This window comes from Halalkalibacter flavus, from assembly GCF_036663575.1.
GTDB classification, from domain to species: Bacteria; Bacillota; Bacilli; order Bacillales; family Bacillaceae_D; genus Halalkalibacter; species Halalkalibacter flavus.
Window position 1 is genome coordinate 1 of sequence record NZ_JAWRVK010000052.1, and the last position, 26,578, is coordinate 26,578.

The following is a 26,578-nucleotide window of genomic DNA, read 5'->3' on the forward strand; positions in this document are numbered from 1 at the left end:
TCTTAAATCTTAGAGAATGAAATAAAGTCAAAATAGAAACCCCACTTTAAAAAAGTGGGGTTTCTCGACAATCTGAGACAATCCAATGGATTGTCTTTTTTAGTGCGCATAAACAGAATGCTCAAGGCGCTGAAGAGCTCTGTTCCGGAGGGGCAGTATCTTCCTCGAATGTGCCGATGGTTACTGCGTGAGTAAACTTCTTGAACAACTCTGTGTCCGCCTGTGAGCCAAGGAAATTGCAGGCAAGAACGCACCGCAAAACAAGAGTAGAGAAGGGATGAAGCCGCATATCAGTAACGCGCCCGAAGAGCAACATCATTCATATGAAAAACGTATGGGAAAGTACTCCCATACGTCTCAAAACCCTATAAATTTGCTGACTGATCACTAGGAGGATTCTTTTTATTTTTAATATAACCTAAAGCGAAGATTGCAGCTAGGATTCCAAGGATAACGGTAATAAATACGGCAGGGGAAGAGAATAGTTCAACCACTCCGCCAAGTAAGATTCCAACTACACCGAAATCAGAATCGCCGAAAGTAGTACCTTCAAAGCCAAGTGTACCTAGGACAGGAAGCAATAGAGCAGGTAAAAAGCTTATTAAAAATCCATTTGCCATTGCTCCAAGAATCGCGCCTCTTCTTCCTCCTGTAGCGTTACCGAATACTCCAGCGGCAGCTCCTGTGAAGAAGTGCGGGACAAGTCCAGGAACAATAACTCTTAATCCAAATAGCGGAAGAAGGAACATGCTGATTAATCCTGCAATAAAACTAAAGAAGAAACCAATAATTACGGCATTATTTGCAAAAGGGAAAACTGCTGGACAGTCCAATGCCGGAATAGCATTTGGTACGACTCTATCTGCGATTCCTTTAAACGCTGGGACAATTTCAGCTAATAGCATACGTACACCCGCAAGAATGATATAAACCCCTGCAGCAAATGTTAACCCTTGCAAGAAAGCAAATACTAGGAAGTTTGCTCCGCCACTTAGTTCAGTTTCGATAAATGTTTGCCCTGCAAAAAGAGCTACGATAAAGAAAAGAATAAACATCGTTAATGAAACGGCTACAGAGGTATCGCGTAAAAAGCCTAGTGATTTTGGAACTTTTAGTTCCTCTGTGGAACGAGAATTCTTACCGACTTTTTCTCCAACATATCCTGCAACAAAGTAACCTATAGATCCAAAGTGACCTACTGTAAAATCATTTGAACCGGTGATCTTTCTTGTATATGGTGCTACTAAAGCAGGCATTAGAACCATAAGAGAACCTAGGATAATAGATCCTACAAAGACTAGTGCAAATCCTTCCATTCCGCCTGTCATCAATATAACGGCAATCATACAAGCCATAAACATCGTATGGTGTCCAGTTAAAAAGATATACTTAAAAGGTGTTAGCCTAGCTAGTAAGATATTGACAATCATCCCGAACAACATAATCATCGCGGTTTCGGTACCAAATGCATCCTGAGCTAATGCGACGATTGCTTCGTTATTTGGAATAACCCCTTGAATATCAAACGCATGCTCAAACATGTTGGTAAATTGGTCTAGGGAACCTACAATCACTCCGGCACCTGCTCCTAAAATAACAAAGCCCATTACGGTTTTTAATGTTCCTGAGATGACATTTGTGATAGGAGAGCGTTGAAGTAATAATCCTAATAACGCGAATAAACCAACTAAAATTGCAGGTGTTCCTAGAATATCATTCATTATTAAATCAATCATAGGTTAAACCTCCTTTAGGTTAGTTTCTAACGCTACACGAAGCTCCTGTTTATCCATAATGTTATCTAATTTGATGACGTTTCGATTTCCGTCTTCTAGGTTTTCAACTAAATCTGCTGCTCCTAGGTAATAATCGGCTCTTTCTGTTTTACTTGTAGTCAAATCGGTGTGAGATACTTCAGCTTCTATTCCTAACTCTTTTAAGATGACTTTTACATTCATTTCCACAATAAAGCTGCTGCCTAGGCCATTTCCGCACACGACTAATATTTTTTTCATCTTACATTCCCCCTGTTAAATAGTTGAATATTGGTTAATATACGTGAGTATTTCTTCAACACTTTCAGCTGACATAACATTTTGCAGAACAGCTTGATCAGATAGCATCGTTGTTAATTGTGATAAAGCTCTTAAGTGCTTTTCGTTATCGACTGCTGCTAAAACCACAATCAGTTTAGCTCTATGTTTCTCTTTTTCTGAAAAATAGACACTTTTTCCTAATCGGAGTAGGCTCATACCGATTTTGTTCACGCCATCTTGTGGCCTTGCGTGTGGGAGAGCTATTTCTGGTGCAATAACAACATAAGGACCTAGATTTTCTACATTTGCGATCATTGCCTGAACGTACTCCTCAGTTATATATCTATTTGTTAGGAGTGGTTCTGAAGCTACCTTAATGGCGTCTTTCCAGTCGGTAACTTCTGATTTATATTGGATGGTTTCCTTTGTTAGCAATTCATTTAACACGGGTTTCTCCTCCATTTTGTTATATCTATGGTTCATGTCGAAAAGTAACGACAACTCTTGAGTTAATTCCTTTTCATTCATAATGGTTGTATGCTTTTTTACAATGTTCATAATGGTAGAAAGGGAAGGGGGTTTTACCGTCTGTCCAGATATATGTTGGTTGTTTACGAAAGATAAAACAGCTTCTTTATCCTTATCTGTTAGAATCGGATTGACAATTAATACAGGATGTCTTTTATCTTTAATAACAGATGTGGCAAAAACGACATCTGCATCACAATTTTTATTTTCGTATTGTCGTTTTGAGATACATCCGATGATATCAACCGTCGTAACGATTTTCTCGATTTGTCCCCATAATATATTTGAGGTACCGAGTCCATTCTCACAAACAATGATAGCCTTCTTCCTCTGAATTGGTTTTTTTCCTTCTCGCTGAAGCCAACCGCCGAAGTGCATAGCGACGTACGCAATTTCTGAATCGTTAATACTAGAGCCTACTAATAATTCAAGTTGGTTGATTGACTTCTTTGTCAATTGAAAAATCTCAGGGAATTCCTGTTTTACATGTTCCGTGTTTTCGTCTTTTAAGCTAACTTGATATTTAATACGGTAATACGCAGGCTTTAAATGCTTAAATAATGACTCTTCAACTTGAGAGCTGTTTTTAAACAGAACACATGCATAGTTTTGAAAATCTTGAATAATCCCTTTGACCGTTTGTTTTAATTTTTTCATTTCTACACTTTCGCTACTGTTAAGGTCGAAATAGTTTATTTTTGAACCGAGTAAATTCATGGTAATAAAACAGATTTCACTATCAGGGACAATAATGTTATAAGTTGTTTCTAATCTTTGAGCAATGTTTTTAGCGGCAGAGTACTCCTTAGTTGATTGAAGTGCTTCCTGTTCAGCATAATCAATTGTAATTCGGTTTCCGTACAATAACCTTTGTATGACAACTAATAACTTTATCGATAATAGGTGAACCATTTCATCGGTTAGTTCAATGGATAATTGGACTTCACACTCTTCGATAAGTGGCTTAATGCTGTTTAACTGAAAGTTTATACCCTCAATTCCAAAGCGATTTTGGAAAAAGGGGAGTTTGATATGTTCTAAAAGGTAATTCAAGTTCTTTTTGGAAGTCATTAGTTCTGCAAAATAGGTGACTAACACCTGCCGTTTGTTCTGCTCTGTCCCCTTAATTTCATAGCCGCTATTTCTATAAAAGCCCAATTTCAACTGTTGTTCTGTAAAAACCTTTTTGAGTACTTTTAAGTCGTTGGAGGCTGTTGCTCTACTAACTTGTGTAAGTTCCATAATGTCTTCAAGGAAAATTGGATGGCGGTTTGTTAGTAATTTAACAGCAATTAAGGTGATTCTTTCTTCTGGACTATAAAAGTATTGAAATTTATTAAGCTTACTTATTAATTTAGGAGTTTTTTCTTTCCCTTCCTGTTCTAGATAAAAGCCCTTTCCGTGATCTTTTTTTACAGGTTGTAACTTATTTCCTTCGAGCCACTTGTTTATTTTTTGAATGTCATAATAGAAGGTCCGCTTCGAGATTCCTATTTGATTCGTAATCATTTCAACGGACGTATATCCGTTGGCATTTAAAAGAATAGTGATGATTTGTGTACACCTTTCATCAAGAACCATATCCAACCCAACCTTCGCACGTGTGCAATTTTAGATTTTTTTGCAAAATCCATTAACTAGTTAACTTCATTATAGGTAGTACTATCAAACTTTGTAAACGTTCGCATTTTCTGAATTTTGTAATTGTTATTTGTGCAAAATTATACTCAAGTAAGAGGGGGAAAGAAGTGAAGATTAGTTTACCGAATGAACAGAACCAAGAAAAACAGTCCTATCTTACATGGATTGAATGTAAGATAGGACTGTTTAATGCTCTCGTTTAATTGTTTGAGGAGGTTCTTCTAACCAGCTGTTCTCAATCATGATGTTTACACCATTACTAGCGTAGGTTGCAACCTCTGCTGCTAAACGGACGTATGTTGCACTTATGTCTGTTCTTAAGCTTGCTGCTGCAGCTGTTGCATAGTTTGATGTACTTGACTGTATTAGCAAAGATGATTGAAACATGATTAGTTTCTCTGAGAATGGCGCTAAAGTTGAGTTGGAAACCTCAAGGTCAGATGGCATGGGGACTTGAATGTCGTCTTTCGTTAAAATGGATGAGAATTCTTTAATATGTTTTTGGGCTATATCGATCCCTTTTAAGCAATATTCACGAACATTCTTAGATTTAGCCACTTGAGCAAGACCCATTAAAAGAATTTGGCCGGTTAAGTTTGTCACAATATTGGCATAAACATGGGTGATCTCAATCACATTTACGGGTCTACGATTTATATTTAATAGACCACCTTTATAATTTTTTTGATCAATAAAATCTACTTCAGCAGGAGTTGAAACATAAGGTGGTCTAACGAAAAGCCCCTTTGATAATAAAAGGTCTGCTGTTTTATTGTACAGATCTGTAGAGGTTTGTATTGCTTGACTTAAAAATTCTCGGACACTTGTTTTAGCGCTTGTTGCCAATGCAACCCCGTAAACAGAAAGCCCAACTTTTGCCATGTTTTTAAGATAGTACAAATAATATGTATCAGAATAAAGGCGTGGAGCAGAGGGACTTACATCCTTATTAGAAAAACCAACTGGGATCGGGTGGTTATCTTCCTTAAGAATTTTTTCCGATAGGATAAGGTTTTTTTCTGAGATCTTAAGTGCATAGTTAATGATGGATTCAATTTCTGGGTCACCGACATTTTCTATAAAATACTTAAAAATACAGACCGACATACTATTGTTCTGATAACTACTCCAAAGTGCGGCAATTTCTGAAGACGTTAACCGAGTGTGGTGATTTTCATTCATCTGGCGTCTCTCCTTATGTATAACATCTAATGATATAGTCTTTTGTTTTTTTGTATACTTATTCATGTTTTAAGAGAATGGAAATGAAAATATTGTTTAGGTATGAAGAATGATCCAAGTACTAAAATCTTTTTTAAAAAAAGTTTCTCACCTAATTTTTAAAAAAAGCTTAGAGGATTACTCACTCTAAGCTTCTAAGAAACTACACTGTGTAATCCTCTATGGAATAGTGTACGTCTAGTTTGGCACTGGACATGGATACCCATTAGAGATGAACCAATGATACTTGTTAATATTACTGCTGTTGGTTTTGTTGTTGTTGAACTTGTTGCAGTTGTTGAGTCGCTTGTTGCAGCTCTTGTTGAACTTGTTGGAATTGTTGTTGTTGAGCTGGTTGAGCACCGTTTTGAGCTTGCTGTAATTGTTGAGTCGCTTGCATTAGCTGTTGTTGAGCTTGTTGAATGGCCTGTGGATTAGCTGCTTGTTGAGCTTGTTGAATGGCCTGTTGAGCTTGTTGGATTGCTTGTGAAGCTTGTTGAATAGTTTGTTGTTGGTTTTGTTGCATGTGAAATACCCTCCTAAAGGTGTTAATTTTGGTACCTTCATATCATCTCAAAACTCTTTCAAGTCATACTTAAAAATTAGAAATAAAATTAGAAATTTTAATGAAATTTTGACACAGTGAGTGTTACGCTTGATTAATTTTAACCACTCATTTTTCCATCTTGATTCTGCCTCATCCAATGACGGTGTGCGGCAAGGGCATTAATAAATTCCAGACTGAAAGCAGTTAAATCTGAAGTGTTTCGGACGGTTACGATTCCTAAGTCATAAAATACTTGTCCTTGTGTTTCAACACCAGCTATAGAAATTCGTTGGACATCTGTTGACATAAGTAAGTCTACAGCTTCATTCGTTGCTCCGATTGGTTTAGCATGAACGAAGGCATCGTTAATAAAGTCCTTTGCATCTTTATGCGTCATTAAACTTTCCACAGACTGCTTCCCACCAGCAATGTAAAGAGCGTCGTACATAACAGAGTGACTATTTGCATAGCTTTTAATTGCTTCCAATTGTTGGCCTTCCGCACTTGTGATCATTCCTAAATTCATACTGATTGTTTCTGCATGAATTCCTGCACCAGACAGGGCTGTCATAACTTGTGTTACATCATTAAAAGTAAAACCGTTCTCAATGAGTACAGCTACCTTTCTCGTTCGAGCACTTTTAATCGTATTTTCTTGACTAACAGCCGGAGAAGAAGTGGTAACACCACTTCCACCAGGGGACTGTGGTGGATTTGCTCCGATCCCTTTTGCAATCTCAGTGGCTAGTTGATCGTCGACATTATTGAACATTTCAACAACACGTTGCTTGAGTTGTTTATCTTTCACACTTCCGACTTCAAAATGAAATGCTTTTATAATGTGCTGTTTCTCAGCCGGCGACATACTGTTCCAAAAGAGGGTGGCTTGTCGATAGTGGTCATCGAAACTTGCATTACGTTTTCTGATTTTTTGACCTTCAACCTTCTCAGCATAATGAGTGTAGCCATGTTCCGCTTCTGAAGCAGGGTGTGGTGAATTGTTTCTTAACGAATTTGGTGAATAACTAACAGCACCTTTATCGATGGTCATACGATGGAATCCATCACGCTGGTTATTGTTTACAGGTGCGATCGGACGGTTAATAGGAATCTCGTGAAAGTTTGGACCACTTAAGCGTAGGAGCTGAGTGTCTGTATAAGAGAATAGTCGTCCCTGTAACAGAGGATCATTACTAAAGTCAATTCCTGGTACTACATGGCCTGCATGGAAGGCGGCTTGTTCTGTTTCAGCAAAGAAATTATCTTGATTGCGATTAAGGGTCATTTTTCCAATTTTTTGAACAGGGACAATTTCCTCAGGCCAAAATTTAGTTGGGTCTAAAATGTCGAAGTCGAAATTAAATTCATCTTTTTCTTCGATCATTTGTACACCGAGTTCATATTCAGGGTATTCACCCATATTAATAGCATCCCATAAGTCGCGACGATGGAAGTCAGGGTCTTTACCGGCGAGTTTTTGAGCTTCGTCCCACACAAGAGAATGTACACCAAGTACAGGCTTCCAATGAAATTTAACAAACCTGGCTTTGCCTTGTTCATTAACGAATCTAAACGTATTAACACCGAAGCCTTCCATCATGCGAAAACTTCGAGGGATTGCTCTATCAGAAAGCAGCCACATAATCATATGTGCTGTCTCTGTGTTGTTCACAACAAAATCCCAAAATGTATCATGAGCAGCGGAAGCTTGAGGGATCTCATTATGAGGCTCCGGCTTTAAGGCATGAACAACATCAGGAAACTTTATTGCATCTTGTATGAAAAAAATAGGGATATTATTTGCGACTAAATCATAGTTGCCATCTTCTGTGTAAAATTTAGTGGCAAACCCTCGGACATCTCGGACTGTATCAGCTGAACCACGAGAACCTACGACAGTAGAAAAGCGAACAAATACCGGTGTTTTTATTGAAGGGTCTTGTAAAAAAGCAGCTTTCGTAAATTCTGCCATCGGCTCATACACTTGAAAATATCCATGAGCTCCAAATCCCCTTGCATGAACAACACGTTCTGGAATTCGTTCGTGGTCAAAATGTGTCATTTTCTCACGGAAATGAAAGTCCTCCATTAAGGTAGGTCCCCGGTCTCCTGCTTTAAGCGAATCATCTGTGTCGCTAATAGGAACACCTTGGTTTGTAGTGAGCTTTTTGTTTTTGTGATCGACACGGAACGCTTCGAGTTGCTGATTCTTTTTGCTCTCTAAGTTGCTGGATTGGTTTTGTTGTTCTTCGTTCATAAATTTACCTCCCAATTAATTTGGTTCCTAAAATGAATGTGTAAAGAGAATTAGAGTGTCGGAATTGGAAAATTAATGATACTAAGTAAATTGTTTCTCCAAGATCTAATTTTATACTGTTAATTTGAAGAGTTGGATGCGATTTTCTGGCTAAGAGTTTTTTTGTAGGGTTTAATCAATTGCTGTTAAAAAAACTCTTTAATCATAAAATACTATATTCATAAGATCATGGCAGAATTTAAAAGTCTTGAAAATATAAAGTTAAGTCTTGATTTTATAAAGAGGTTTCTTCTTATAGTGAGCTATAATCTTCATAATAGATATTTTTATTAAATGATTTATGTAACGAAAAGTGGGAGGGATTCATTTGAAACCGTTCAAAGTGGGGCTACTAGGTTGTGGTGATATAAGTGACATCTATATTCATGTATGTGAAACGCTTGATATTATTGAAATTACGGCTTGTGCAAGTCGTAATATTGAAAACGCAAACAGGAAAGCAGAGGATTATAATATTCCAAAGGCTTGTACGATAGATGAATTAATTGCTGATCCTGAGCTGGATATTATCTTAAACCTAACTATACCAGAGGTGCATGCAAAATATAACCTTGCAGCTCTTGAGGCAGGGAAGCATGTGTATACAGAAAAGCCTCTTGCAGCCAATTTAGAAGACGCGAAAAAAATCATGGAGCTTGCAAAAGAAAAGGGGCTTCGTGTAGGGTGTGCACCTGATACATTTTTAGGCGGAAGACTGCAAACCGCTCGAAAAGTAATGGATGAGGGACTAATAGGTGAGATTGTAGGGGCGAGTGCATTTGTCGGGCATCGAGGTCCGGAATTATTTCATCCGAACCCAGATTTTTTCTATAAACCGGGAGGAGGTCCTCTTTTAGATATTGGACCTTATTATATGACTGCACTCATTTCGTTGCTTGGTCCGATCTCTAGTTGTTGTGGATATGCTAGAAAGACTTTTGAAGAGAGAACGATTCAGACTGAGTCAAGGTTAGGGGAATCGATTGATGTAGAGGTTCCAACTCATATTTCTGGTAACCTTCAATTTGAAAATGGGACCGTTGCTACGATTATGGCTAGTTTTGATGTTTGGGATTCTGAGTTACCTAGGATGGAAATCTATGGGTCTAAGGGGACGTTGCTCATTCCTGATGTCGACCCTCTTGATGGACCGAATCTCTTTGGCGGGCCTTTATTAGTTAGAACTAGTGAAACATCACGTTGGCGTACGTTGCCAAGAAGTGAAAGTCCAAAGACATGGGAAGAAGTTCAGTTGACGCATGGGTTTAATGAAGACTCTCGCGGATTAGGTCTTGCAGACATGGCGTATGCTATACGTGATCATCGACCGGAACGAGCCAGTGCTGAAATGGCTTATCACTCACTTGAGGCAATGATCGGCCTACTAGAATCCTCTAGCAAAGGGAAGTTTTATACTCTTAACAGTACTTGTGCAAGGCCAAGTCCTTTGCCAGTAAATTTCCCTTTTAGTGAAAAAAGTTAGTCAATATCTATGGTGTAATAAAAGACAGCAAGAGCATTCGCATTTTGGGGATTGTTTTATTGTTCTTAACGTTGTAAAAGTTATCTTTGTAGATATTGAAGCCATTTCAATGATTGTAAGAGCTCTTTTATTTATAGTGTAGGGCTTTCTAGGTTTTTTTATAAGAAATAAAGGTTCGGCATTCGTGTCGAGCCTTTTATTTTGGCTTGGATAAGTAAACGGTTTTATTTTTTCTTTTTTATTTTTTGAAAAAGTATTGTAAAACGCTTTCATTTGATTTATACTTTCTCTAAACCGATTTAGTAAACCGGTTTAGTAAATCGGTTTATAAAATTAAATGGGGTATACAATGATGAAATCAGTAACAATTACAGATGTTGCAAAACATGCAAAAGTATCTAAGAGTACAGTCTCTCAATATTTGAATAAGAGATTTGATTACATGGGTGAAAAAACAAAAGAAAGAATTGAGTTAGCTATTAAAGAGCTAGGGTATCAACCTAATATTGTTGCCAGAAGTTTAAAACAAAAATCTACGTCAACAATTGGGGTGATCGTGGCAAATATTCTTCATGCGTTTTCCACGCAAGTGATCAGAGCTATCGAGGATTATTGTCATGAATCTGATTTTCACATTATCGTTTGTAATGCAGATGATAACCCTGAAAAAGAAAAAAAGTATATTGAGATGTTACTAGCAAAACAAGTCGACGGACTGATTGTTTTCCCAACTGGGGACAATGTTGAGTTGTACGAAAAAATGGTAAAGGATCAATTTCCAATCGTATTTGTCGATAGAACGGTCGATAACGTGAACGTTCCAGCAATTGTATTAGATAACGAAAAAGCATCAAGCTTAGCCGTTACTCATTTAGCTGAAAAAGGATATGAACGTATTGGAATCATTACCTCTTCTATTAAAAGAAGTATTTCCGCTCGGTTGGGGCGGATCAATGGTTTTCGGAATTCAATGAACGAGCAAAATTTACCAATTAATGAAGATTACATCAAGAGTGCAGAAATAAATGAGATCCAATCAATACTAGAGAAAATGCTCAGTTTACATGTTCCGCCACAAGCAATTTTGGCAGGTAATGACCGTGTATTGATGGAGATTTTGAAATATGCAAAAGCTAACTCTATTAAAATACCAAATGATTTAGCAATTATAGGAATTGACGATGTTTCTTTTGCAAGTATTTATAGTCCTGCATTAACAGTCATTTCTCAGCCAGCGTTTGAGATGGGAAAGCAGGCAGCAACCTTAATTTTATCATCAATACAGAAAAAAGAAGTGGAAACACTAGTATACAAATTTGAACCAACATTAATAAATAGAGAGTCGTGTTAATGTAACAGTGTTCAATGGAGAGGAGAGTGACCTTATGGTTGATGTAGTAACAATAGGGGACGCGATGGTATCGTTAAATCCGCAGTCCAAAGGTCCACTAAGATTTGTTTCAACGTTTGAACGCAAGGTAGGAGGTGCTGAGCTAAATGTAGCCATTGGATGTTCGAGATTAGGGTTGAATGCAAAGTGGATTAGTCGGTTAGGTAAGGATGAATTTGGAAGGTATATTTACAATTTTGTTCGCGGGGAAGGCATTGATGTTACGGATGTGAAGCTAGTGGAAGGGTATCCAACATCGGTTCACTTTAAAGAAATCTTAGAAGATGGAAGTGGTAGTACGTATTATTATCGTTCGAACTCCCCGACATCAACGTTAACAGTTGATGAGTTGAATGAATCACAATTCACAGGGGCGAAGCTTCTCCATATAACGGGCGTTTTCCCAGCAGTTGATAAAAATAAAAATATTGGTGTCGCAAAGAAAGCGGTTGCTTTGGCGAAAAATAATAATATGCTTATTTCTTTTGATCCAAATATTCGCTTGAAGATGTGGTCAAAGGAAGAAGCAAGAGAAGCTTTAACTGAACTCTTACCGTATGTAGATATTCTATTAACAGGTTTAGACGAAGCAGAAATCATTTTTGGGACAAATGATCCGAGAAGTGTTATTGAAGAGAGTAGTAAGTTAGGTATTTCATATGTGGCAATAAAGCAAGGAGAAAAGGGATCTATCGGCTATCACAACCACAAATTCATAGAATCTGCTCCAGTGCAACCAAAGAAGGTTGTCGATACAGTTGGGGCCGGTGATGGATTTGATGCAGGTTTCATTTACGGAGTATTGCAGAAATGGCCTTTGGAGAAAATCTTGCATTTTGCTAATACGATTGGATCAATGGTTGTAAGTGTTTCAGGTGATAATGAAGGGTTGCCTTACTTAGATGATATTCTCGTTCAGTTAGGTGAAAAAGAGTTTATCGAACGATAGATAGGAGTGGAGATTATGAACATTCAGTTGGCTCTTGATAGGTTAAGTAGAGAGGAATGTTTCAACCTTATCAAGGAAACAGAACAATCCATTGACTCGATTGAAGTGGGGACTGGGGTCATAAAGGAATATGGAATGTCCATTGTAAGAGAAATAAAAGAAGCGTTTCCGGATAAAGTCCTTGTTGCAGATATGAAGACATGTGATGCTGGTAAGTTTGAAGCAAAGCAAGCATTTGAAGCAGGGGCGGATATTACTACTGTAATGGCTTTTTCAGCTGATAAAACAATAGCGGATACGTTAGAGGTGGCTGCTAAGCAAGGAAAACGAGTAATGATTGACCTACTTGGGATTACAGATTCAAAGCGTATAGGGGAGCTTGAGAAACTGGGGGTGGATTTAGTCAGTTTGCATTTCGGTAAAGATATGCAGCTTGATGGAGAAATGCATTTGGATTTATTCAATTTGGTTGAGAATAATTCAACATTTGAAGTAGCTGTTGCTGGCGGGATAAACATAGAGTCCTTACCTGACATTTTAGAAAAATCACCAAATACGATCATTGTCGGAAGCGCTATCACGAAAGCTGAAGATAGTACAGGAATGGCCAAGGAAATGAAAGGAATGATTAACAAGTATGAAAACAACTATTGAGACTGTTGCAAGTGAAATGAATACGGTTTTATCTCAAGTAAGAGAAGATGAAGCATTAATGTTTAGCCAGAAGCTTCTGGCAGCTAAGCGAATCTTTGTTACTGGTGAGGGGCGTTCAGGACTAATGGGCAAAGCATTTGCTATGCGTTTAATGCATGGAGGCTTTAACGTCTACGTTATTGGTGAAACCATTACTCCTAGTATCGAAGCAGGAGATCTGCTTATTGCTATCTCAGGCTCTGGGTCGACAGGGGCGATTTATCAATTTGCGACAAAAGCGAAAGAGGCCGGGGCGCAGGTGTTGTTAGTAACGACGAACAAAGAATCAAAAATAGGTTCGATTAGTGATGGAACCCTAGTGATTCCAGCAGCAACAAAGTATCGCCGACCTGAAGAACCCGAGACCATTCAACCACTTGGTAACCAGTTTGATCAAGCAGTTCATTTAGTACTAGATGCCATTATCATCTGCACTATACAAATGACTAAAGACCAACCTAGTTTTGCTGAAATGACGAAACGTCATGCAAATCTAGAATAGCACTTGTAGAAGGTAAGTCATATTTCATAGATTTTTCAATAAAAAACAAAGAAACTGAGGAGGAAATATATTATGAAAAAGTTTTTCTCAAAAACAGCTATAGCAGTATTAGCACTTTCTACGATTTTAGCTGGTTGTGGTGGCGGACAACAAGAAACTACTACAAGAGATTAAAGACAGTGGCGTGGTCGCCATTATTAGAGGAGCAACCGTTGATAATATTGTTCCAATTTCAAAAGCTCTCCGTGACGGAGGGGTAAAAACATTGGAGATTACAGTTGAAACTCCAAACGTACTATCTCTCATTGAAAAGGCTTCTACGGAATTAGATGATGTGATTGTGGGTGCAGGTACTGTTTTAGATCCTGAAACGGCACGAGCAGCGATTTTGTCAGGGGCAAAATTTGTTTTTTCTCCAACGGTCAATCCAGAAACGATTCGGATGACAAAACGTTATGGTGTTATCTGTATTTCTGGGGCATTAACACCAACTGAAATTTTAACCGCTTATGAGAGTGGGTCTGATGTAATAAAAGTGTTCCCGTCAAATGTATTTGGACCGTCCTATCTTAAAGATGTTCACGGGCCTCTTCCTCATATTCCTCTTATGCCAACAGGAGGAATTAATATATCGAATCTCTCTGAGTATATTAAAGCAGGAGCAGTGGCAGTAGGTTTAGGAAGTGCGCTTGTTGATACAAAACTAGATATGAACGAGGAAACGTTAGTAGAGTTAACTAGAAAATCAAAAGAGTTTGTTAGTGCGGTAAAGGAAGCACGTAGTTAAAACATATGGGCAATTCACTTAGTGACGTTTTGAAATATGTTAGTGGAAATAAGAAGTAAAAGAGGTCGAGCTGATTTAAAAGCTTGACCTCCTTTGTTTTGTTTCGATAGCAAATCCTCTACATCCGACTGAATAATTATCCAAACAGACAGAAAAGCCGGTAGCTCCTATAATGATTCAAAACCCCAGAACTAAATTAAATTCAAAGAATATATCCAAAAATTTATTCCTATAGGGGCAGGATATTTGACACTTGCTGCATTGAAAGATGCGATAGAGAAAGTAAGGACTTTAACGAACAAACCTTTTTCTGTCAATATATTTAAAGTAGAGATGTCAAAAGAAGATAGTAGAACAAAATATATTCAGGATATGCATGAACCGATTTACAAGAGACTGAACATCGTGGCACCGAAGGAACCGATTACTTCTACAGATTATTATAAAGAGCAATTCTCTTTTCTCGTTAAAGAATAAGTCCCAGTGATTTCGGCAACCTTTGGAATTCCTGATTTAGATGAAATAGAGTTAGCTCATGCAAATGGAATCAAAGTGATGACAATAATTTTGACTGTTGAAGAAGCGTTAACAGCTGAGAGAGCAGGAGTAGATATTGTTGTTGCTCAAGGGAGTGAAGCAGGGGGACATAGAGGGACCTTTACGATTTCTGATTCTCAAGGGTCTTTAATTGGGACAATGGCTTTAGTCCCGCAAGTAGTGGATCAAGTCCAAATTCCTGTGATTGCAGCTGGTGGAATTATGGATGGAAGGGGGCTTGCTGCCTCCCTTATGTTAGGGGCAAAGGGGGTTCAGTTAGGTTCTCGTTTTTTAACCGTTGCTGAAAGTGGAGCGGACAGAGAATACAAACAAGCTCTCCTTGACAGCACTGAAGACAGTACAATTATTACGACCTGCTTCTCTGGAAGACCGGCGCGAGCCATTAAAAATGAATTTATCAATTTTCATCTCGAGAAACAAATACAACCGCTGGCTTATCCGATCCAAAATCAAGTTACAAGCGAAATAAGGCAAGCGGCAAAACATCTTGGGAATAGAGGATACTTATCGTTATGGGCGGGACAAGGGATTCGACTTATGAAAGATGGACAAACGGCAGAGAAGACGGTTCATGAAATTATCGGTCAAGCTAAATCTTTGTTAGGAAGTTATCAATAATATTGTCTAGGAAACCAGGAAAATAATTGGAAATCCGACCCGAGATTACGATTTGGTGAAGTATTATAGGAGATGTTCCAAAGGTCAAAATAGACTTATTGGGACATCTCCTTTTGATTTAAATGCTATAAAATCTTGTCATACAAGACTTTAAGTTTGTAGTATTTTTTGAGACCAAAAAGACCGAAAAGATCAATAAGATCAAATGCAGACACCGATATGAAAGCGCTTTATAATCTAAATAGTCAGAAAAAACACCTATAAGGGGGAAAAAGAAATGAAAAAGTTTTTTAGACGTTCAATGCTAACAGTGGTTGCAGGATTCGGTTTAGTGTTTGCCTCAGCTTGTGGTGGCAGTGATACAAGTGCACCAGCAGATAATGGTGACGTTGGTGAAGATGGGGATGTATCCATTGAATATCAAGAAGCACCTTCAACTGTTGTCATTGGTACCGCTTCACAAGGTGGGGTGTACTATATATACGGTGGAGGGATTGGTAACCTTCTAGAAACGAAGCTCGGTGTTACTGCGAATGTAGAGGTAACAGGTGGACCGGTTGATAACATTCGATTAATTGAAGCTGGTTCTCAAGACATCGGGATGATTACAACAGGTCCAGGATATGAAGCCATTCATGGTGTTGGTACTGAATTTGAAGGAAATCCACATGATGATATTCGCGTAGTATTTCCAATGTATTACACACCATTTCACTGGTGGGCTTTAGAGTCAAGTGGTGTCGCTTCTCTAGATGATATCTCAGAAAAAGGAATTAATCGTACGGGAGTAGGTCCGATGGGGGGAACTTCTGGTACGTACTTGCCACAAATCCATGAGTTACTTGGATTAGATGTTACACCTGTTTATGCTGGCGCTGGCGATATGACAAGTCAACAACAAGATGGTCAGCTTGATGTTATTGGTTTTGCCGCTGGTCTTCCAATTCCAGCTGTACAAGAGGTTGCTGCATTACGTGATATCAACTTATTTGGTGTTGATGGAGAACAACGTGACCAAATCATTGAGAAATTCCCGTTCTTCACTCCTTACACAATTGAAGCAGGGACATACGAAAATATTGACCATGATGACATTGAGACCATTGCTCAATTCAACTTTGGTATTGTTCATAAAACAATGAACATTGACTTTGTATATGATTTAGTAAAAGCTTATCACGAAAATAATGACCTTCTAGTTACAACACATTCATCTGCTGAAGAAGCAGTTGAAGAAGCAATTCTACTTAATGAAACAGTGCCATTACACCCAGGTGCAATTAAGTACTACGAAGAAATTGGAATTGAATTACCAGAGTCTGTTTATCCAGCTGAGTATCAAAACTAATGAGCTGGGGTTGTCCCAAAAGTCCGGAACAGAGAAGGCAATGGCTCCGTTCGCTACGCCCCTTGAGAGGAGAAACCCACTCCTCTCAAGGCTTTTAAAAGATGTAGCGACTACGCTCATTGCTTCGGGGGGGTCTCAAAGGTCAAAAACAGACCTTTTGAGACACCCCCCTAAAAAAATGATATTCCAAAAGGTTCAAAAAGATAAGCTGCCTTTTTGAGTACCATTTAAAAAAACACCCTCTCATTTGAGGAGTTCTTTCTAGGTAGAATTAAAGAAGAGGAGGTCATTCCTTTGAGTAAAGACAAAAACAACCACCAAGAAAATAAAGAAGTTCAATCGATTGTCAGCAACGAAAAAGCAAAAGAGCTTGAAGAAGCAGTGGATGGTTCGAACATGAGGGTATTATCTGGATGGCTGAAATATGCGTTTATGTCAATTGCCGTTTTTGGGGCATTGTTCCATCTATATATTTTAAATTTTCATCCGATTGATCCAATGATTTTCAGAAGTATTCACTTAGCTTTTGGAGCTGTATTAGGCTTCATTTTATTTAAAGGTTGGCAGACCAAATCGAATAAGGTTTCGATTTTTGATTGGTTGCTTATTGCAGCAATTCTGTATGTAACATTCTATATTTATACGAACTTGACAGCGGTGCTAAGTCGTTTTGGTACGGTACCGCAAACACATGATACAATTGTTGCAATTTTAGGTATCATCGTTGTATTGGAATTAACTCGCCGGACGAGTGGGTGGACGCTCCCAATTTTAGCTGGGGTTTTCTCTTTGTATGCCTTTGTCGGTCCGTATTTACCTGGAATTTTAAACCATAGAGGTTATAGTTTTGATCGTTTTGTTACCTATATTTTCAAAGATAACGGCATCTTCGGAGTTACGTTAGATGTATCATCAAAATATATTTTACTCTTTATTGTCTTCGGGGCGTTTTTACAAATGTCAGGTGTTGGTCGTTACTTCATCGATTTTGCATTCTCATTAGCTGGTGGGATGCGAGGAGGACCTGCGAAAGTATCAGTTATCTCAAGTGGGCTGATGGGGATGATGAACGGAACGTCTGCTGGTAATGCCGTTGCAACGGGTTCCTTGACGATTCCGTTAATGAGACGTGTTGGGTACAAAGGACAGTTTGCAGCAGCGACGGAAGCAACTGCGTCTGCTGGTGGTCAAATTATGATCCCGATTATGGGAGCCGGTGCCTTTATCATGGCTGAGGTTACAGGAATCAAATATTCAGAGATTATAATTGCTGCCACGATCCCAGCACTCCTTTACTTCTTATCAGTATATTTTATGGTTGATTTTCAAGCTATTAAAAATAACATGAGAGGATTGAAGCGGAGTGAGTTGCCACCTTTAAAGGGGATTATGAAGCAAGCGTATTTGTTTATACCTATTATCCTTTTAATTGGCGCACTATTAATGGGATTCTCTGTAATTCGATCTGGTACAGTAGCGATTCTTGCTTGTTTAATCGTTAGCTGGATACACCCAACGACTAGAATGGGCTTGAAAAAGGTATTACAGGCGCTAGAACTGGGTATGAAAAACACGATTCAGTTACTAGCAGTTTGTGCATGTGCGGGTATTATTGTAGGAGTTATTGCATTGACAGGAGTAGGGCAACGTTTTAGTTCGATGCTGCTAGGTATTGCTGATAACAACATGCTTCTAGCTCTATTCTTTGCTATGTTAATCTCCATTATCTTAGGAATGGGGATGCCGACAACAGCGGCGTATGCAGTTGCGGCTTCGGTTGTAGCACCAGGTCTTATCCAAATGGGGCTAGAGCCTTTATCAGCTCATATGTTTGTGTTTTACTATGCTGTAATGTCAGCGATTACACCACCAGTTGCTCTAGCGGCGTATGCTGCAGCCGGAGTAGCAGGAACAGATCCATTTAAAACCGGTGTGACCGCGTTTAAATTAGGGATTGCTGCATTTATCGTCCCATTCATGTTCATCTATAGCCCTGAAATTATGATGATTGGTTCAGTTGGGAGTATCGCTATTGCTGTCATTACAGCATCATTTGGAATTTACTTCTTAGCTGCCATGGTTCAAGGTTGGTTTGCCGGGGCTAGTGCCAACTGGGTTGTTCGTATCTTATTGTTGGCTGCATCATTAACATTGATCAATGCAAACATCTATATGGATTTAGTTGCGATTATTCTAGCTTTGATAGCGATTGTGATTCAAAGAGTAAAAAAAGGAAGCGACTCTAACTTGAAAGTAGATAAAGCAGTATAAACGGAAGGCGTTCTTTCGTTGTTATGATGTGAAGGAGAAGCAAAATTGAGGGGGTGTCTCAAAAGGTCTGTTTTTGACCTTTTAAGACATCCCCTTTTATAGTCGCTCATTCTATAAAGCGACATTTATTTTCGTTTGGACAGCAAATCCGTCACTTCCGACAGAATAACCATCAATTTGGACAGTAAGATTTTATATGAACAAAATTTTGAGACATCAATTCCACAATTTCCGCTTGAAATATCCATATCTTTACATTATAATCTTATTAACCGGTGGTTAATTAAACTAAGGAGGAGATTATGTCACCCCGCAAACCAACTTCTCAGGAACTTACGAAAGAAATGATCATAAATGAAGCACGAACTCAATTTGCTGAGAAGGATTTTCATCAAGTATCCATGCGTAGCCTCGCTAGACAACTTGGTTGTAGTCATGGTGCACTTTATTATCATTTTCAAAACAAAGCAGAACTATTTTATGCGGTAATAAAAGAATATTTTCAGAACTTGAATAAGCTAATGGAAGAAATTGTTCATAGTCCTGGTGATCCTCAGGTTAAGCTTCAAAATATTTTTCTCCGATTTATTGAGTTTGGATTAAATAATCAAAGTCAGTATGAACTGATGTTTATGATGAGAAATAACGAGGTAGATGGATTATCGCAAGAAGCTGCAAATCTTTGTTATCAAAAATTCGCCCAGTCAGTTCAATCTTTATCAGATAATCAATTAAAGATTAGTGAAATTTATTCTTCATTTATTTCGTTACATGGTTTTGTGTCTCATTATCGTGGAAATGCAGCTAATTTTGAAGAAGCAAAAGACGTTGCTCACTTACACGTAATATTTATTGCTAAAGCTCTAAGTCAACCTTCTTGATGTTAGAGCATATATTTTTACTGTTATTGACCGATGGTTAATTAAGAGGAGGTTAGGCGGGAATGAAAAAAGCTTTAGTTGTAGGGGCATCAGGTGGAATGGGGTATGCGTTAGTTCATGAGTTACTCTCGAGAGGGATTGAAGTAGTGGCCTTTTCAAGAGGAAAAGAAAAGCTCGAATCTCTTTATAAGAACCTATCCAATGTTACCATTTTTCCTGGGGATGCATTAAAACAAAGTGAATTAACGAGAGCAGCTAATGGTGTCGATGTAATGTTTCATTCCGTGAGCTTCCCATACTCAGATTGGGATGAAACTCATCTTCCGTGTATTGATATTATGTTAGACGTGGCGAGAGCTCAAAAGGCAAAGGTTGCATTGGTGGATAACGTCTACGCTTATGGAAGACAAAGCAAGGAAATGGTGACCGAGCAGACGAAGAAGGAGCCGCATACGAAAAAAGGGAAAATAAGGTTAGAGATGGAAAATCGATTGAAGAAAAGTGATGTGCCGACGTTAATTGTTCATATGCCTGATTTATATGGACCCAATTGTGGAAATACCATTCTCCACGAAACGCTTAAGAACGTCGTAAAAAATAACAAAGCAAACTTTGTTGGGAGCACAACCGTAGGCAGAGAATATCTCTACAACCTGGATGGAGCAAAAGCGATGGTTGAATTGTCACTTCGAGAAGAAACATACGATCAAAATTGGAACGTTCCATCAACACATCCGATTACGGGAGAAGAGTTGATGACCATTATAAGAGACATCACAGGGTACAAAAAAGCAGTCAGGGCAGTATCAACTAATATGATTCGTATTATCGGTATTTTTTCACCTTTTATGAGGGAAATGGTGGAGATGATGTATTTAACTGAACAGCCAGTCATTCTTAGTGGTGAGAAATATGAAAAGGAAATAAACGCATTGCCTCGGACTCCGTATAGAGAAGGCATAGAGGCGACGATTAATTGGATGAGGGAAAAGGAAACAAACTAGGATTTTATTTTAAGGGCATCAGGAAAGTTCCTTCGTAAAAATAATAACCGAATTCAGAAATTGGAACAGCTATGGTGTGCAGCAGTAAGGTAAAAATTCATAATAAGCAATTGGGGGAATCAAAAGCCGGTAACAGAGGTGACAATCTACGCCCTTTGAGAGGAGTAACGACTCCCTCAATGCTTCGGGGCTATCCCAAATGGTCAAATTCAGACCTTTGGGATAGCCCGTTTTTGAATAAAAGCATATTTTCTCTCTTGACCTTTACGTAACGTAAAGGTTTATGATGAAAATTGTCAGGAGGGTAAGACATGGAATATACAGTTAAGAAATTGGCACAGCTCTCAGGAGTTAGTAGCCGTACACTTCGCTACTATGATCAAATTGGACTACTGAAGCCGGCAAGAATCAATTCTTCTGGTTATCGAATTTACGGGCAAAAAGAGGTAGACCGGCTGCAGCAGATTTTGTTTTATCGCGAAATAGAAGTAAGTCTAGATGAGATTATTAACATAATTAATCAGCCAACCTTTAATCAAATCGCCGCGTTAAAAGACCATTACAGCCATTTAGAAAAGAAGCGTGCCCGTCTTGACACATTAATGGCGACGGTAGAGAAGACCATCGTAAGTAAACAAGGAGGAAAGACGATGCAGGACAAAGAGAAATTTGAAGGCCTGAAAGAGAAGATGATTGAGGAAAACGAACACAAGTATGGGAAAGAAATTCGTAAAAAGTATGGAGAAGATACTGTAAATAATAGCAATGCAAAACTAAGAGGCATGTCTCAAGAAGACTACGAGGCTATGACGAACTTAGGAACTGAAATTTTAGCGTTGCTTAAAAAAGCATATGAAACACAAGAACCCGCATCCGATATTGCACAGGAGCTAGCTGCAAAGCACAAAGAGTGGCTTTTGTTTTCATGGCCTAGCTATTCCAAAGAAGCACATGCTGGTCTTGTTGAAATGTATGTGGCAGATGAGCGATTTACTGCTTATTATGATAAGGTTGTTAAAGGTGGAACGCAATTTTTGCGGGAGGCTGTTTTAATTTATTTAGGAATGGATAAAGAGGGAACGTCATGAATAACATCTTAGCTGTTGGAGAATAGCGGAATAAGACGTTTTATGATCAAATCTCAGGATTTGGTCTTTTTTCATTTAGTGCATTTGAGTAAGTAATCAGCAAAAAGGTCATCATTTGTGATATTATATTTCAAGTAATAGGAAAGGGATAAGAGTATTACCAAAAGTGATGACAAAATTACCTCTGACCTGTGATTCATAAAAAAGTGAAAGTAGGGATCTATGTGATATTAGCAGTCTTAACTGGAGTCATAATATACATGGTAAGTGGAATGATCTATTATTCAGTGTTAGGAAATCGATGGGTAGATCTATTAAATATTAAGCCCGAACAACCCAATTATGGGATGCTAACTTTGGTGACGTTATTCACCTCTATTGTATTGTATGGCGTTCTACAATTATCACAAGCTCAAACCTTAGTAGATGGAGCATTACTTGGTGGTGCAGTAGGGATCATAGTAGCTCTTGCTTATGCTAAAGACTTTATCTTTGGATTAGGGACAAATAGTAAAAAACCTACATCGATTTATTTGATCGCAGTAGGATATCATTTCATTGCTCTAACAATCATTGGAACTGTTATGATGTTTTTTATTTAATGATGGCTTTCAGTGTGGATCCTCACGTTGGATAGGGGAGGAGATAACGGGCAGAGCTATCGATAATGGTTTCGCGACATAAAAAAGTATGTACGCTCGGGATTAAAGTTCATTATTCCCGAGCGTTGTTGTATGCAAATGTGCTCTTATTACTTGGTTATGCTTATTACTAGTTTGAATAAGTTATCTCTAATACATTTTATCCTCTATTGCGACACCGCTTGGTTTATAATGAACCTTTATATTCGTGATGCATTCAGATGCCCCTCCTATGAATTGTGCTTCCTTAATTACTTCAAATACTTCGTCTAACTCTCCTTCAATAACGGTTTCCATTGGACCAATATGAAATTCAAGTCCTGATTCTTTCACTAAATTAAGTACTTCGGGGATTATTCCAGCAGTATGCATATCTTTTCCATTTGGTAAAATTTGAAAGCCGGCTGTAACGGTAGCCATTATTTTCAACCATCCCTTCTGTATCATTTTTACGAGTAATCCTTCTTCGGTTGCTTAACTAGTTTGTCAGAGTAGGACTCTTAGTTTGAGTGTCGAAAGTCATGTAGGGAGGTAAATGACCATACTAGATTCGGTCACTTTTTTGATGGTGCATTATGACCAACTCCTTTCGTATATGTAATAATCATATACCCTATTTGTTTTTTGTAAAACATTAGTATAGTAGGAGACGATCATTGGATAAGTACTTCAACAATATGCAAGTTATGTGACCTCCCAAAGACATCTCTTTGGGAGTTATTGATGTTGATACATAAACCGTTCCATATAATACATAAATACTTGGTTGTAGTAGCCTGAGAAATATGTATTGCTCGCATGACCAGCTAGTGGAAGCAATATTAAAGCAGATTTCGATTTTTCGGAATAGGTTTGGTTGAATTTTTTTGATACAGATTGATCGACGAAACCATCGTGAGTTCCCTGGTAGATTAAAGCTGGCGGGCTATCTTCTGTCACTAAAAGGCTTGGGTCTATTATTTCCCTTGTTCCTTCTATACCAGCTTTTTTTGATAAACCGTTGGCTGGATAAACAGATATAATTCCTTTTATTGTAAGGTGTGGATTTAAGACGTTGTGTTGTCTATTTTTTGATCCTAGCCCAACAGCATTCGCTATTTGCCCCCCTGAGGATCTTCCGGAGATAAACACTGAGTCTAAATTTGCCCCATATTCGTCATGATGTTCTGCTAAATAGTCAGTAAAGTGGCCAATGTGACGAACCATGTCATCAACGGAAAAGCCGGCAACTTTATTTGCGGGCACTTCGAGAAATCGAAAGAGCCGTTCTTCGTTACTGAGCCCATGCTGCACATCAAATACGACATAACCGAGGCTGGCAAAATGTTTATTTATTTGCGCTCTGTTTAAGTGACCTTTATCACCTGCCGTCCAAGCTCCACCATGAATTCTAATTAATACTAAATGGTTCCCAGGGAGTTCCTCATCATTTTTAGGTGGCATATATGCATCAAAGTGAAGCCGAATTCCTTTGTCAATGCCAGTTGTTCCTTCAAAATAGAGAATGTCTTGTTTTACTCGATGATCCCCTGATGCTGCGCCAAAGAAATAATCAGGAAGTACAAAAGGAGTATCTGTGAAGTACTGCTTTTTCTCTGGTGGAATGATGTCGGCTGATTTGACTCCAAATGCTTTCATATAGTTAGATTCAACATCTTGGATTGTCGCTAGTGTTAATACTAAAGGTAAGCTAAAAATAACAGTTAATGAAAGCCCAAGGATGATAACTGTGGCTTTCACGAATGCTTTTGTTTTTTTGTGCAACAGTTTTAATATGAGCATTGAAATAGTGAAAAAAATGATACTCAAAAATAAAGAGGTTGTCGGAAGTACCATTTCAATTTTATCAGCGCTTCGTCCTGTAATTAATTGATACGCTAAATAAATTCCTAGTACTAAAGAAGCGCTTAGTAAAATTTGAATGGTAATCCTCAGTGTATGGTTTATTTCATGTGATGAAGCTTCGTCTGTCTTTTTGATGGGTCGTAATTTCAACACTGCTATAACACCTCCAAGAACGAGGAGAGATAAAAGCAAAGTTATTGAAATAACACTACGTGATGTTGTGTTCAAAACATCTTCAGACGCACTTCTGTTCAGAACAGGTAGAAGCATCATTGAAATGATAGTAAGAAGCAAATAAATATAATCTAAGCTTCTGTATTTAGTTTGAAACAGCGTGGCGGTTACGTTTCCTAATAGTGTAATGAGCAGGAGTACTCCGTATATATTCCACAATCCATGTGAAGCTTTTGTTATGATGTAAATGAGGCCTAGTAAAATGGATGCGCAATTGGCGATGACTAATGCTCTTATAAAAAAGTGTAAATATTTATTGTTGCAACTTGGGCTATTTTCCATTTGGGTTCTCCTTATCGGAAAAGTGAAGTATGTCTTAAAGTAGTTAGTGCTAAATTTGATAAAGCACCTTTTCATTTTTAGCTTCTTATTTATAATAAATACTCATTATTTCAAGCCTAGAAAGTGTGGCGGAATTGCCTAGCGTGTTTCGATAGAAAGTTAAAGGGTTCCGACATCATATGAGCGAAGGTAGACAGGAAAGAGATTACGTAAGATTATATTACAAATATAGTTGACGAGACGTAAATAAAATGGAATCATAGTATTTGTCGAAAAAAACTGGTAGCATCGAATAAGAATTACTACATCATAAAAGAGAGGAGTAGAGAAATGGGATTAACAAAAAAGATAATTATTGCACTTATCCTAGGGGTAGCTGTAGGGCTTGGATTTAATTTATTTGCTCCTGGAGCTTTTGTGCCTTTAGACACTTATGTATTAACACCGTTAGGGCAAATTTTCTTAAAGCTTATTACAATGTTGGTGGTGCCACTTGTCTTCTTTTCGATTGTCCTTGGGACAGCTGGAATGGGTGATACGAAAAAACTTGGGCGTATCGGGATCAAGACAGTAGGGTTTTATTTACTTTCTACTGTTGTTGCACTATGTATTGCTTTTGGAGTAGCGTTAGCCATTCAGCCAGGACAAGAGGGGTTAATGGGGACTGAAGAGGCCAATTTTGAAGCAACAGAACCGCCTCCGGTCATGGAGACGTTATTGAACATCATACCAACAAATCCAATTGATGCATTAGCAACAGGTCAAATGCTACAAATCATTTTCTTTGCTATTTTTGTCGGTTTTGCTCTTGCACATCTTGGTGAAAAAACAAGTGGGATGTACAAATTGATGGAGCAAGGTAATGAGATTATGATGTTCCTTGTTACGATCGCGATGAAACTTGCGCCATATGGAGCCTTTGGTCTAATTGCATCAGCCATCGGTAAACTAGGGTTGGATGCATTATCTTCGATGGCAATGTACATGCTTTGTGTCGTGTTAGCGTTGATTCTTCATGTAACGGTTGTGTATTCGGGTGTCGTTTATGCGTTAGGAAAAATGAATCCACTACATTTCTTTAAAAACTTTGCACCGGCTATGACAGTGGCGTTTAGTACGTCAAGTAGTAATGCAACACTTCCGTTATCCATGAAAACCGCTCAGGAAAAACTAGGTGTGTCGAAGCCCGTATCTGGTTTTGTACAGCCGCTTGGAGCAACGATTAACATGGATGGTACGGCGATCATGCAAGCTGTTGCGACGGTGTTTATTGCGCAAGTATTTGCGGAACCATTATCAGTAGGTGCGTTAGTAACGGTTGTGTTAACGGCCACCCTTGCTAGTATCGGAACGGCGGGAGTCCCGGGAGTTGGGATGATCATGCTTGCCATGGTTTTACAATCTGTCGGATTACCAGTTGAAGGAATTGCGCTCGTGTTAGCCGTTGATCGAATCCTTGATATGCTTCGTACAGCAGTTAACATTACTGGAGACGCAGCATGTGCTGTTTTTGTTGATCAAAGCGAAGGTGAAAAAGATAAGGTAGAAACAGCGTAAGAGTTGTTGAAAAAAAAAGCGTTATGATCGGTGATACATTCACGATCATAACGCTTTTTTTATGGCTAGACTAATTACATTTTAGAGTAAAGGGTGTCATGTTTAATTTCCAAACGCGTGGTCTAACTCCACCGTCTTTAGACGGTATACGCTTTTAGCCTTATACTTCGATGTCCAT

Annotated in this window: 21 protein-coding genes and 1 pseudogene; 14 read left to right on the top strand and 8 right to left on the bottom strand. The window is 38.4% G+C overall.

The genetic code is table 11. The features are described 5' to 3' along the window. Positions 1-365: 365 nt before the first annotated feature. The 6 genes from ulaA to SAY88_RS21945 form a co-directional block, all read right to left on the bottom strand. Entirely contained in the window at positions 366-1,736 is a 1,371-nt protein-coding gene (gene ulaA / locus SAY88_RS21920; RefSeq protein ID WP_332634345.1) for a PTS ascorbate transporter subunit IIC, read from the bottom strand. 3 nt (positions 1,737-1,739) lie between these two features. Beyond that, complete coding sequence (locus SAY88_RS21925; protein WP_332634346.1) at positions 1,740-2,015, bottom strand: PTS sugar transporter subunit IIB; 276 nt, start codon at positions 2,013-2,015, stop codon at positions 1,740-1,742. Positions 2,016-2,030: 15 nt separating this feature from the next. Beyond that, on the bottom strand, positions 2,031-4,145 hold the full coding sequence (locus tag SAY88_RS21930; RefSeq protein WP_332634348.1) for a BglG family transcription antiterminator: 2,115 nt from the start codon (positions 4,143-4,145) through the stop codon (positions 2,031-2,033). 246 nt (positions 4,146-4,391) lie between these two features. Continuing rightward, complete coding sequence (locus SAY88_RS21935; RefSeq protein WP_332634349.1) at positions 4,392-5,387, bottom strand: DUF3231 family protein; 996 nt, start codon at positions 5,385-5,387, stop codon at positions 4,392-4,394. 295 nt (positions 5,388-5,682) lie between these two features. After that, a complete protein-coding gene (locus SAY88_RS21940) occupies positions 5,683-5,952 on the bottom strand; it encodes a hypothetical protein (RefSeq protein WP_332634351.1) in 270 nt (89 codons plus the stop codon). 139 nt (positions 5,953-6,091) lie between these two features. After that, positions 6,092-8,230, bottom strand: a complete 2,139-nt coding sequence (locus tag SAY88_RS21945) for a catalase (protein WP_332634352.1) — start codon at positions 8,228-8,230, stop codon at positions 6,092-6,094. A gap of 367 nt (positions 8,231-8,597) precedes the next feature. On the opposite strand from SAY88_RS21945, the gene SAY88_RS21950 reads away from it, so the two are divergent. The 13 genes and pseudogenes from SAY88_RS21950 to SAY88_RS22010 all read left to right on the top strand — a co-directional run bounded on the left by SAY88_RS21950 (position 8,598) and on the right by SAY88_RS22010 (position 22,443). Next, positions 8,598-9,752: a Gfo/Idh/MocA family protein gene (locus tag SAY88_RS21950; RefSeq protein WP_332634353.1), complete on the top strand. Its 1,155-nt coding sequence runs from the start codon at positions 8,598-8,600 to the stop codon at positions 9,750-9,752. Between the two features lie 352 nt (positions 9,753-10,104). Next, on the top strand, positions 10,105-11,103 hold the full coding sequence (locus tag SAY88_RS21955) for a LacI family DNA-binding transcriptional regulator (protein ID WP_332634373.1): 999 nt from the start codon (positions 10,105-10,107) through the stop codon (positions 11,101-11,103). Between the two features lie 34 nt (positions 11,104-11,137). Further along, positions 11,138-12,091 carry a sugar kinase gene (locus SAY88_RS21960; protein WP_332634355.1) on the top strand — a complete coding sequence of 318 codons (954 nt, stop codon included), beginning with the start codon at positions 11,138-11,140 and terminating at the stop codon, positions 12,089-12,091. Between the two features lie 15 nt (positions 12,092-12,106). Continuing rightward, complete coding sequence (gene hxlA, locus SAY88_RS21965; RefSeq protein WP_332634357.1) at positions 12,107-12,745, top strand: 3-hexulose-6-phosphate synthase; 639 nt, start codon at positions 12,107-12,109, stop codon at positions 12,743-12,745. Further along, entirely contained in the window at positions 12,729-13,286 is a 558-nt protein-coding gene (hxlB, locus tag SAY88_RS21970; protein ID WP_332634358.1) for a 6-phospho-3-hexuloisomerase, read from the top strand. The genes hxlA and hxlB overlap by 17 nt, the downstream gene beginning before the upstream one ends. Before the next feature lie 139 nt (positions 13,287-13,425). Beyond that, positions 13,426-14,073: a bifunctional 4-hydroxy-2-oxoglutarate aldolase/2-dehydro-3-deoxy-phosphogluconate aldolase gene (locus tag SAY88_RS21975; RefSeq protein ID WP_332634359.1), complete on the top strand. Its 648-nt coding sequence runs from the start codon at positions 13,426-13,428 to the stop codon at positions 14,071-14,073. A 231-nt stretch (positions 14,074-14,304) separates the two neighbouring features. Beyond that, positions 14,305-15,249, top strand: a pseudogene (locus SAY88_RS21980) (NAD(P)H-dependent flavin oxidoreductase). A 277-nt stretch (positions 15,250-15,526) separates the two neighbouring features. Further along, positions 15,527-16,597, top strand: coding sequence for a TAXI family TRAP transporter solute-binding subunit (locus SAY88_RS21985; protein WP_332634360.1), 1,071 nt, complete (start codon positions 15,527-15,529; stop codon positions 16,595-16,597). Positions 16,598-16,891: 294 nt separating this feature from the next. Then, on the top strand, positions 16,892-18,868 hold the full coding sequence (locus SAY88_RS21990; protein WP_332634362.1) for a TRAP transporter permease: 1,977 nt from the start codon (positions 16,892-16,894) through the stop codon (positions 18,866-18,868). Positions 18,869-19,170: 302 nt separating this feature from the next. Next, complete coding sequence (locus tag SAY88_RS21995; protein ID WP_332634364.1) at positions 19,171-19,749, top strand: TetR/AcrR family transcriptional regulator; 579 nt, start codon at positions 19,171-19,173, stop codon at positions 19,747-19,749. Positions 19,750-19,811: 62 nt separating this feature from the next. Continuing rightward, positions 19,812-20,753 (top strand): SDR family NAD(P)-dependent oxidoreductase, encoded by a 942-nt coding sequence (locus SAY88_RS22000; RefSeq protein ID WP_332634366.1) that lies wholly within the window; start codon positions 19,812-19,814, stop codon positions 20,751-20,753. Positions 20,754-21,064: 311 nt separating this feature from the next. Continuing rightward, positions 21,065-21,841, top strand: coding sequence for a MerR family transcriptional regulator (locus tag SAY88_RS22005; RefSeq protein ID WP_332634367.1), 777 nt, complete (start codon positions 21,065-21,067; stop codon positions 21,839-21,841). A gap of 224 nt (positions 21,842-22,065) precedes the next feature. After that, complete coding sequence (locus SAY88_RS22010) at positions 22,066-22,443, top strand: DUF1761 domain-containing protein (RefSeq protein WP_332634369.1); 378 nt, start codon at positions 22,066-22,068, stop codon at positions 22,441-22,443. Positions 22,444-22,632: 189 nt separating this feature from the next. Here the strand turns inward: SAY88_RS22010 and SAY88_RS22015 are convergent, their stop codons facing one another. Continuing rightward, entirely contained in the window at positions 22,633-22,902 is a 270-nt protein-coding gene (locus tag SAY88_RS22015) for a thiamine-binding protein (RefSeq protein ID WP_332634370.1), read from the bottom strand. 297 nt (positions 22,903-23,199) lie between these two features. Beyond that, the gene (locus SAY88_RS22020) at positions 23,200-24,843 is read right to left on the bottom strand and encodes an alpha/beta hydrolase (RefSeq protein WP_332634371.1); all 1,644 of its coding nucleotides are present in this window, start codon (positions 24,841-24,843) and stop codon (positions 23,200-23,202) included. A 330-nt stretch (positions 24,844-25,173) separates the two neighbouring features. On the opposite strand from SAY88_RS22020, the gene SAY88_RS22025 reads away from it, so the two are divergent. Beyond that, the gene (locus tag SAY88_RS22025; protein WP_332634372.1) at positions 25,174-26,400 is read left to right on the top strand and encodes a dicarboxylate/amino acid:cation symporter; all 1,227 of its coding nucleotides are present in this window, start codon (positions 25,174-25,176) and stop codon (positions 26,398-26,400) included. The last annotated feature ends 178 nt before the right edge of the window (positions 26,401-26,578 follow it).

Bases quoted from the DNA above. Each gene is read 5' to 3' on its own strand.
- ulaA (WP_332634345.1), bottom strand. From the start codon at position 1,736: ATGATTGATTTAATAATGAATGATATTCTAGGAACACCTGCAATTTTA.
- SAY88_RS21925 (WP_332634346.1), bottom strand. From the start codon at position 2,015: ATGAAAAAAATATTAGTCGTGTGCGGAAATGGCCTAGGCAGCAGCTTT.
- SAY88_RS21930 (WP_332634348.1), bottom strand. From the start codon at position 4,145: ATGGTTCTTGATGAAAGGTGTACACAAATCATCACTATTCTTTTAAAT.
- SAY88_RS21935 (WP_332634349.1), bottom strand. From the start codon at position 5,387: ATGAATGAAAATCACCACACTCGGTTAACGTCTTCAGAAATTGCCGCA.
- SAY88_RS21940 (WP_332634351.1), bottom strand. From the start codon at position 5,952: ATGCAACAAAACCAACAACAAACTATTCAACAAGCTTCACAAGCAATC.
- SAY88_RS21945 (WP_332634352.1), bottom strand. From the start codon at position 8,230: ATGAACGAAGAACAACAAAACCAATCCAGCAACTTAGAGAGCAAAAAG.
- SAY88_RS21955 (WP_332634373.1), top strand. From the start codon at position 10,105: ATGAAATCAGTAACAATTACAGATGTTGCAAAACATGCAAAAGTATCT.
- SAY88_RS21960 (WP_332634355.1), top strand. From the start codon at position 11,138: ATGGTTGATGTAGTAACAATAGGGGACGCGATGGTATCGTTAAATCCG.
- hxlA (WP_332634357.1), top strand. From the start codon at position 12,107: ATGAACATTCAGTTGGCTCTTGATAGGTTAAGTAGAGAGGAATGTTTC.
- hxlB (WP_332634358.1), top strand. From the start codon at position 12,729: ATGAAAACAACTATTGAGACTGTTGCAAGTGAAATGAATACGGTTTTA.
- SAY88_RS21985 (WP_332634360.1), top strand. From the start codon at position 15,527: ATGAAAAAGTTTTTTAGACGTTCAATGCTAACAGTGGTTGCAGGATTC.
- SAY88_RS21995 (WP_332634364.1), top strand. From the start codon at position 19,171: ATGTCACCCCGCAAACCAACTTCTCAGGAACTTACGAAAGAAATGATC.
- SAY88_RS22000 (WP_332634366.1), top strand. From the start codon at position 19,812: ATGAAAAAAGCTTTAGTTGTAGGGGCATCAGGTGGAATGGGGTATGCG.
- SAY88_RS22005 (WP_332634367.1), top strand. From the start codon at position 21,065: ATGGAATATACAGTTAAGAAATTGGCACAGCTCTCAGGAGTTAGTAGC.
- SAY88_RS22015 (WP_332634370.1), bottom strand. From the start codon at position 22,902: ATGGCTACCGTTACAGCCGGCTTTCAAATTTTACCAAATGGAAAAGAT.
- SAY88_RS22020 (WP_332634371.1), bottom strand. From the start codon at position 24,843: ATGGAAAATAGCCCAAGTTGCAACAATAAATATTTACACTTTTTTATA.
- SAY88_RS22025 (WP_332634372.1), top strand. From the start codon at position 25,174: ATGGGATTAACAAAAAAGATAATTATTGCACTTATCCTAGGGGTAGCT.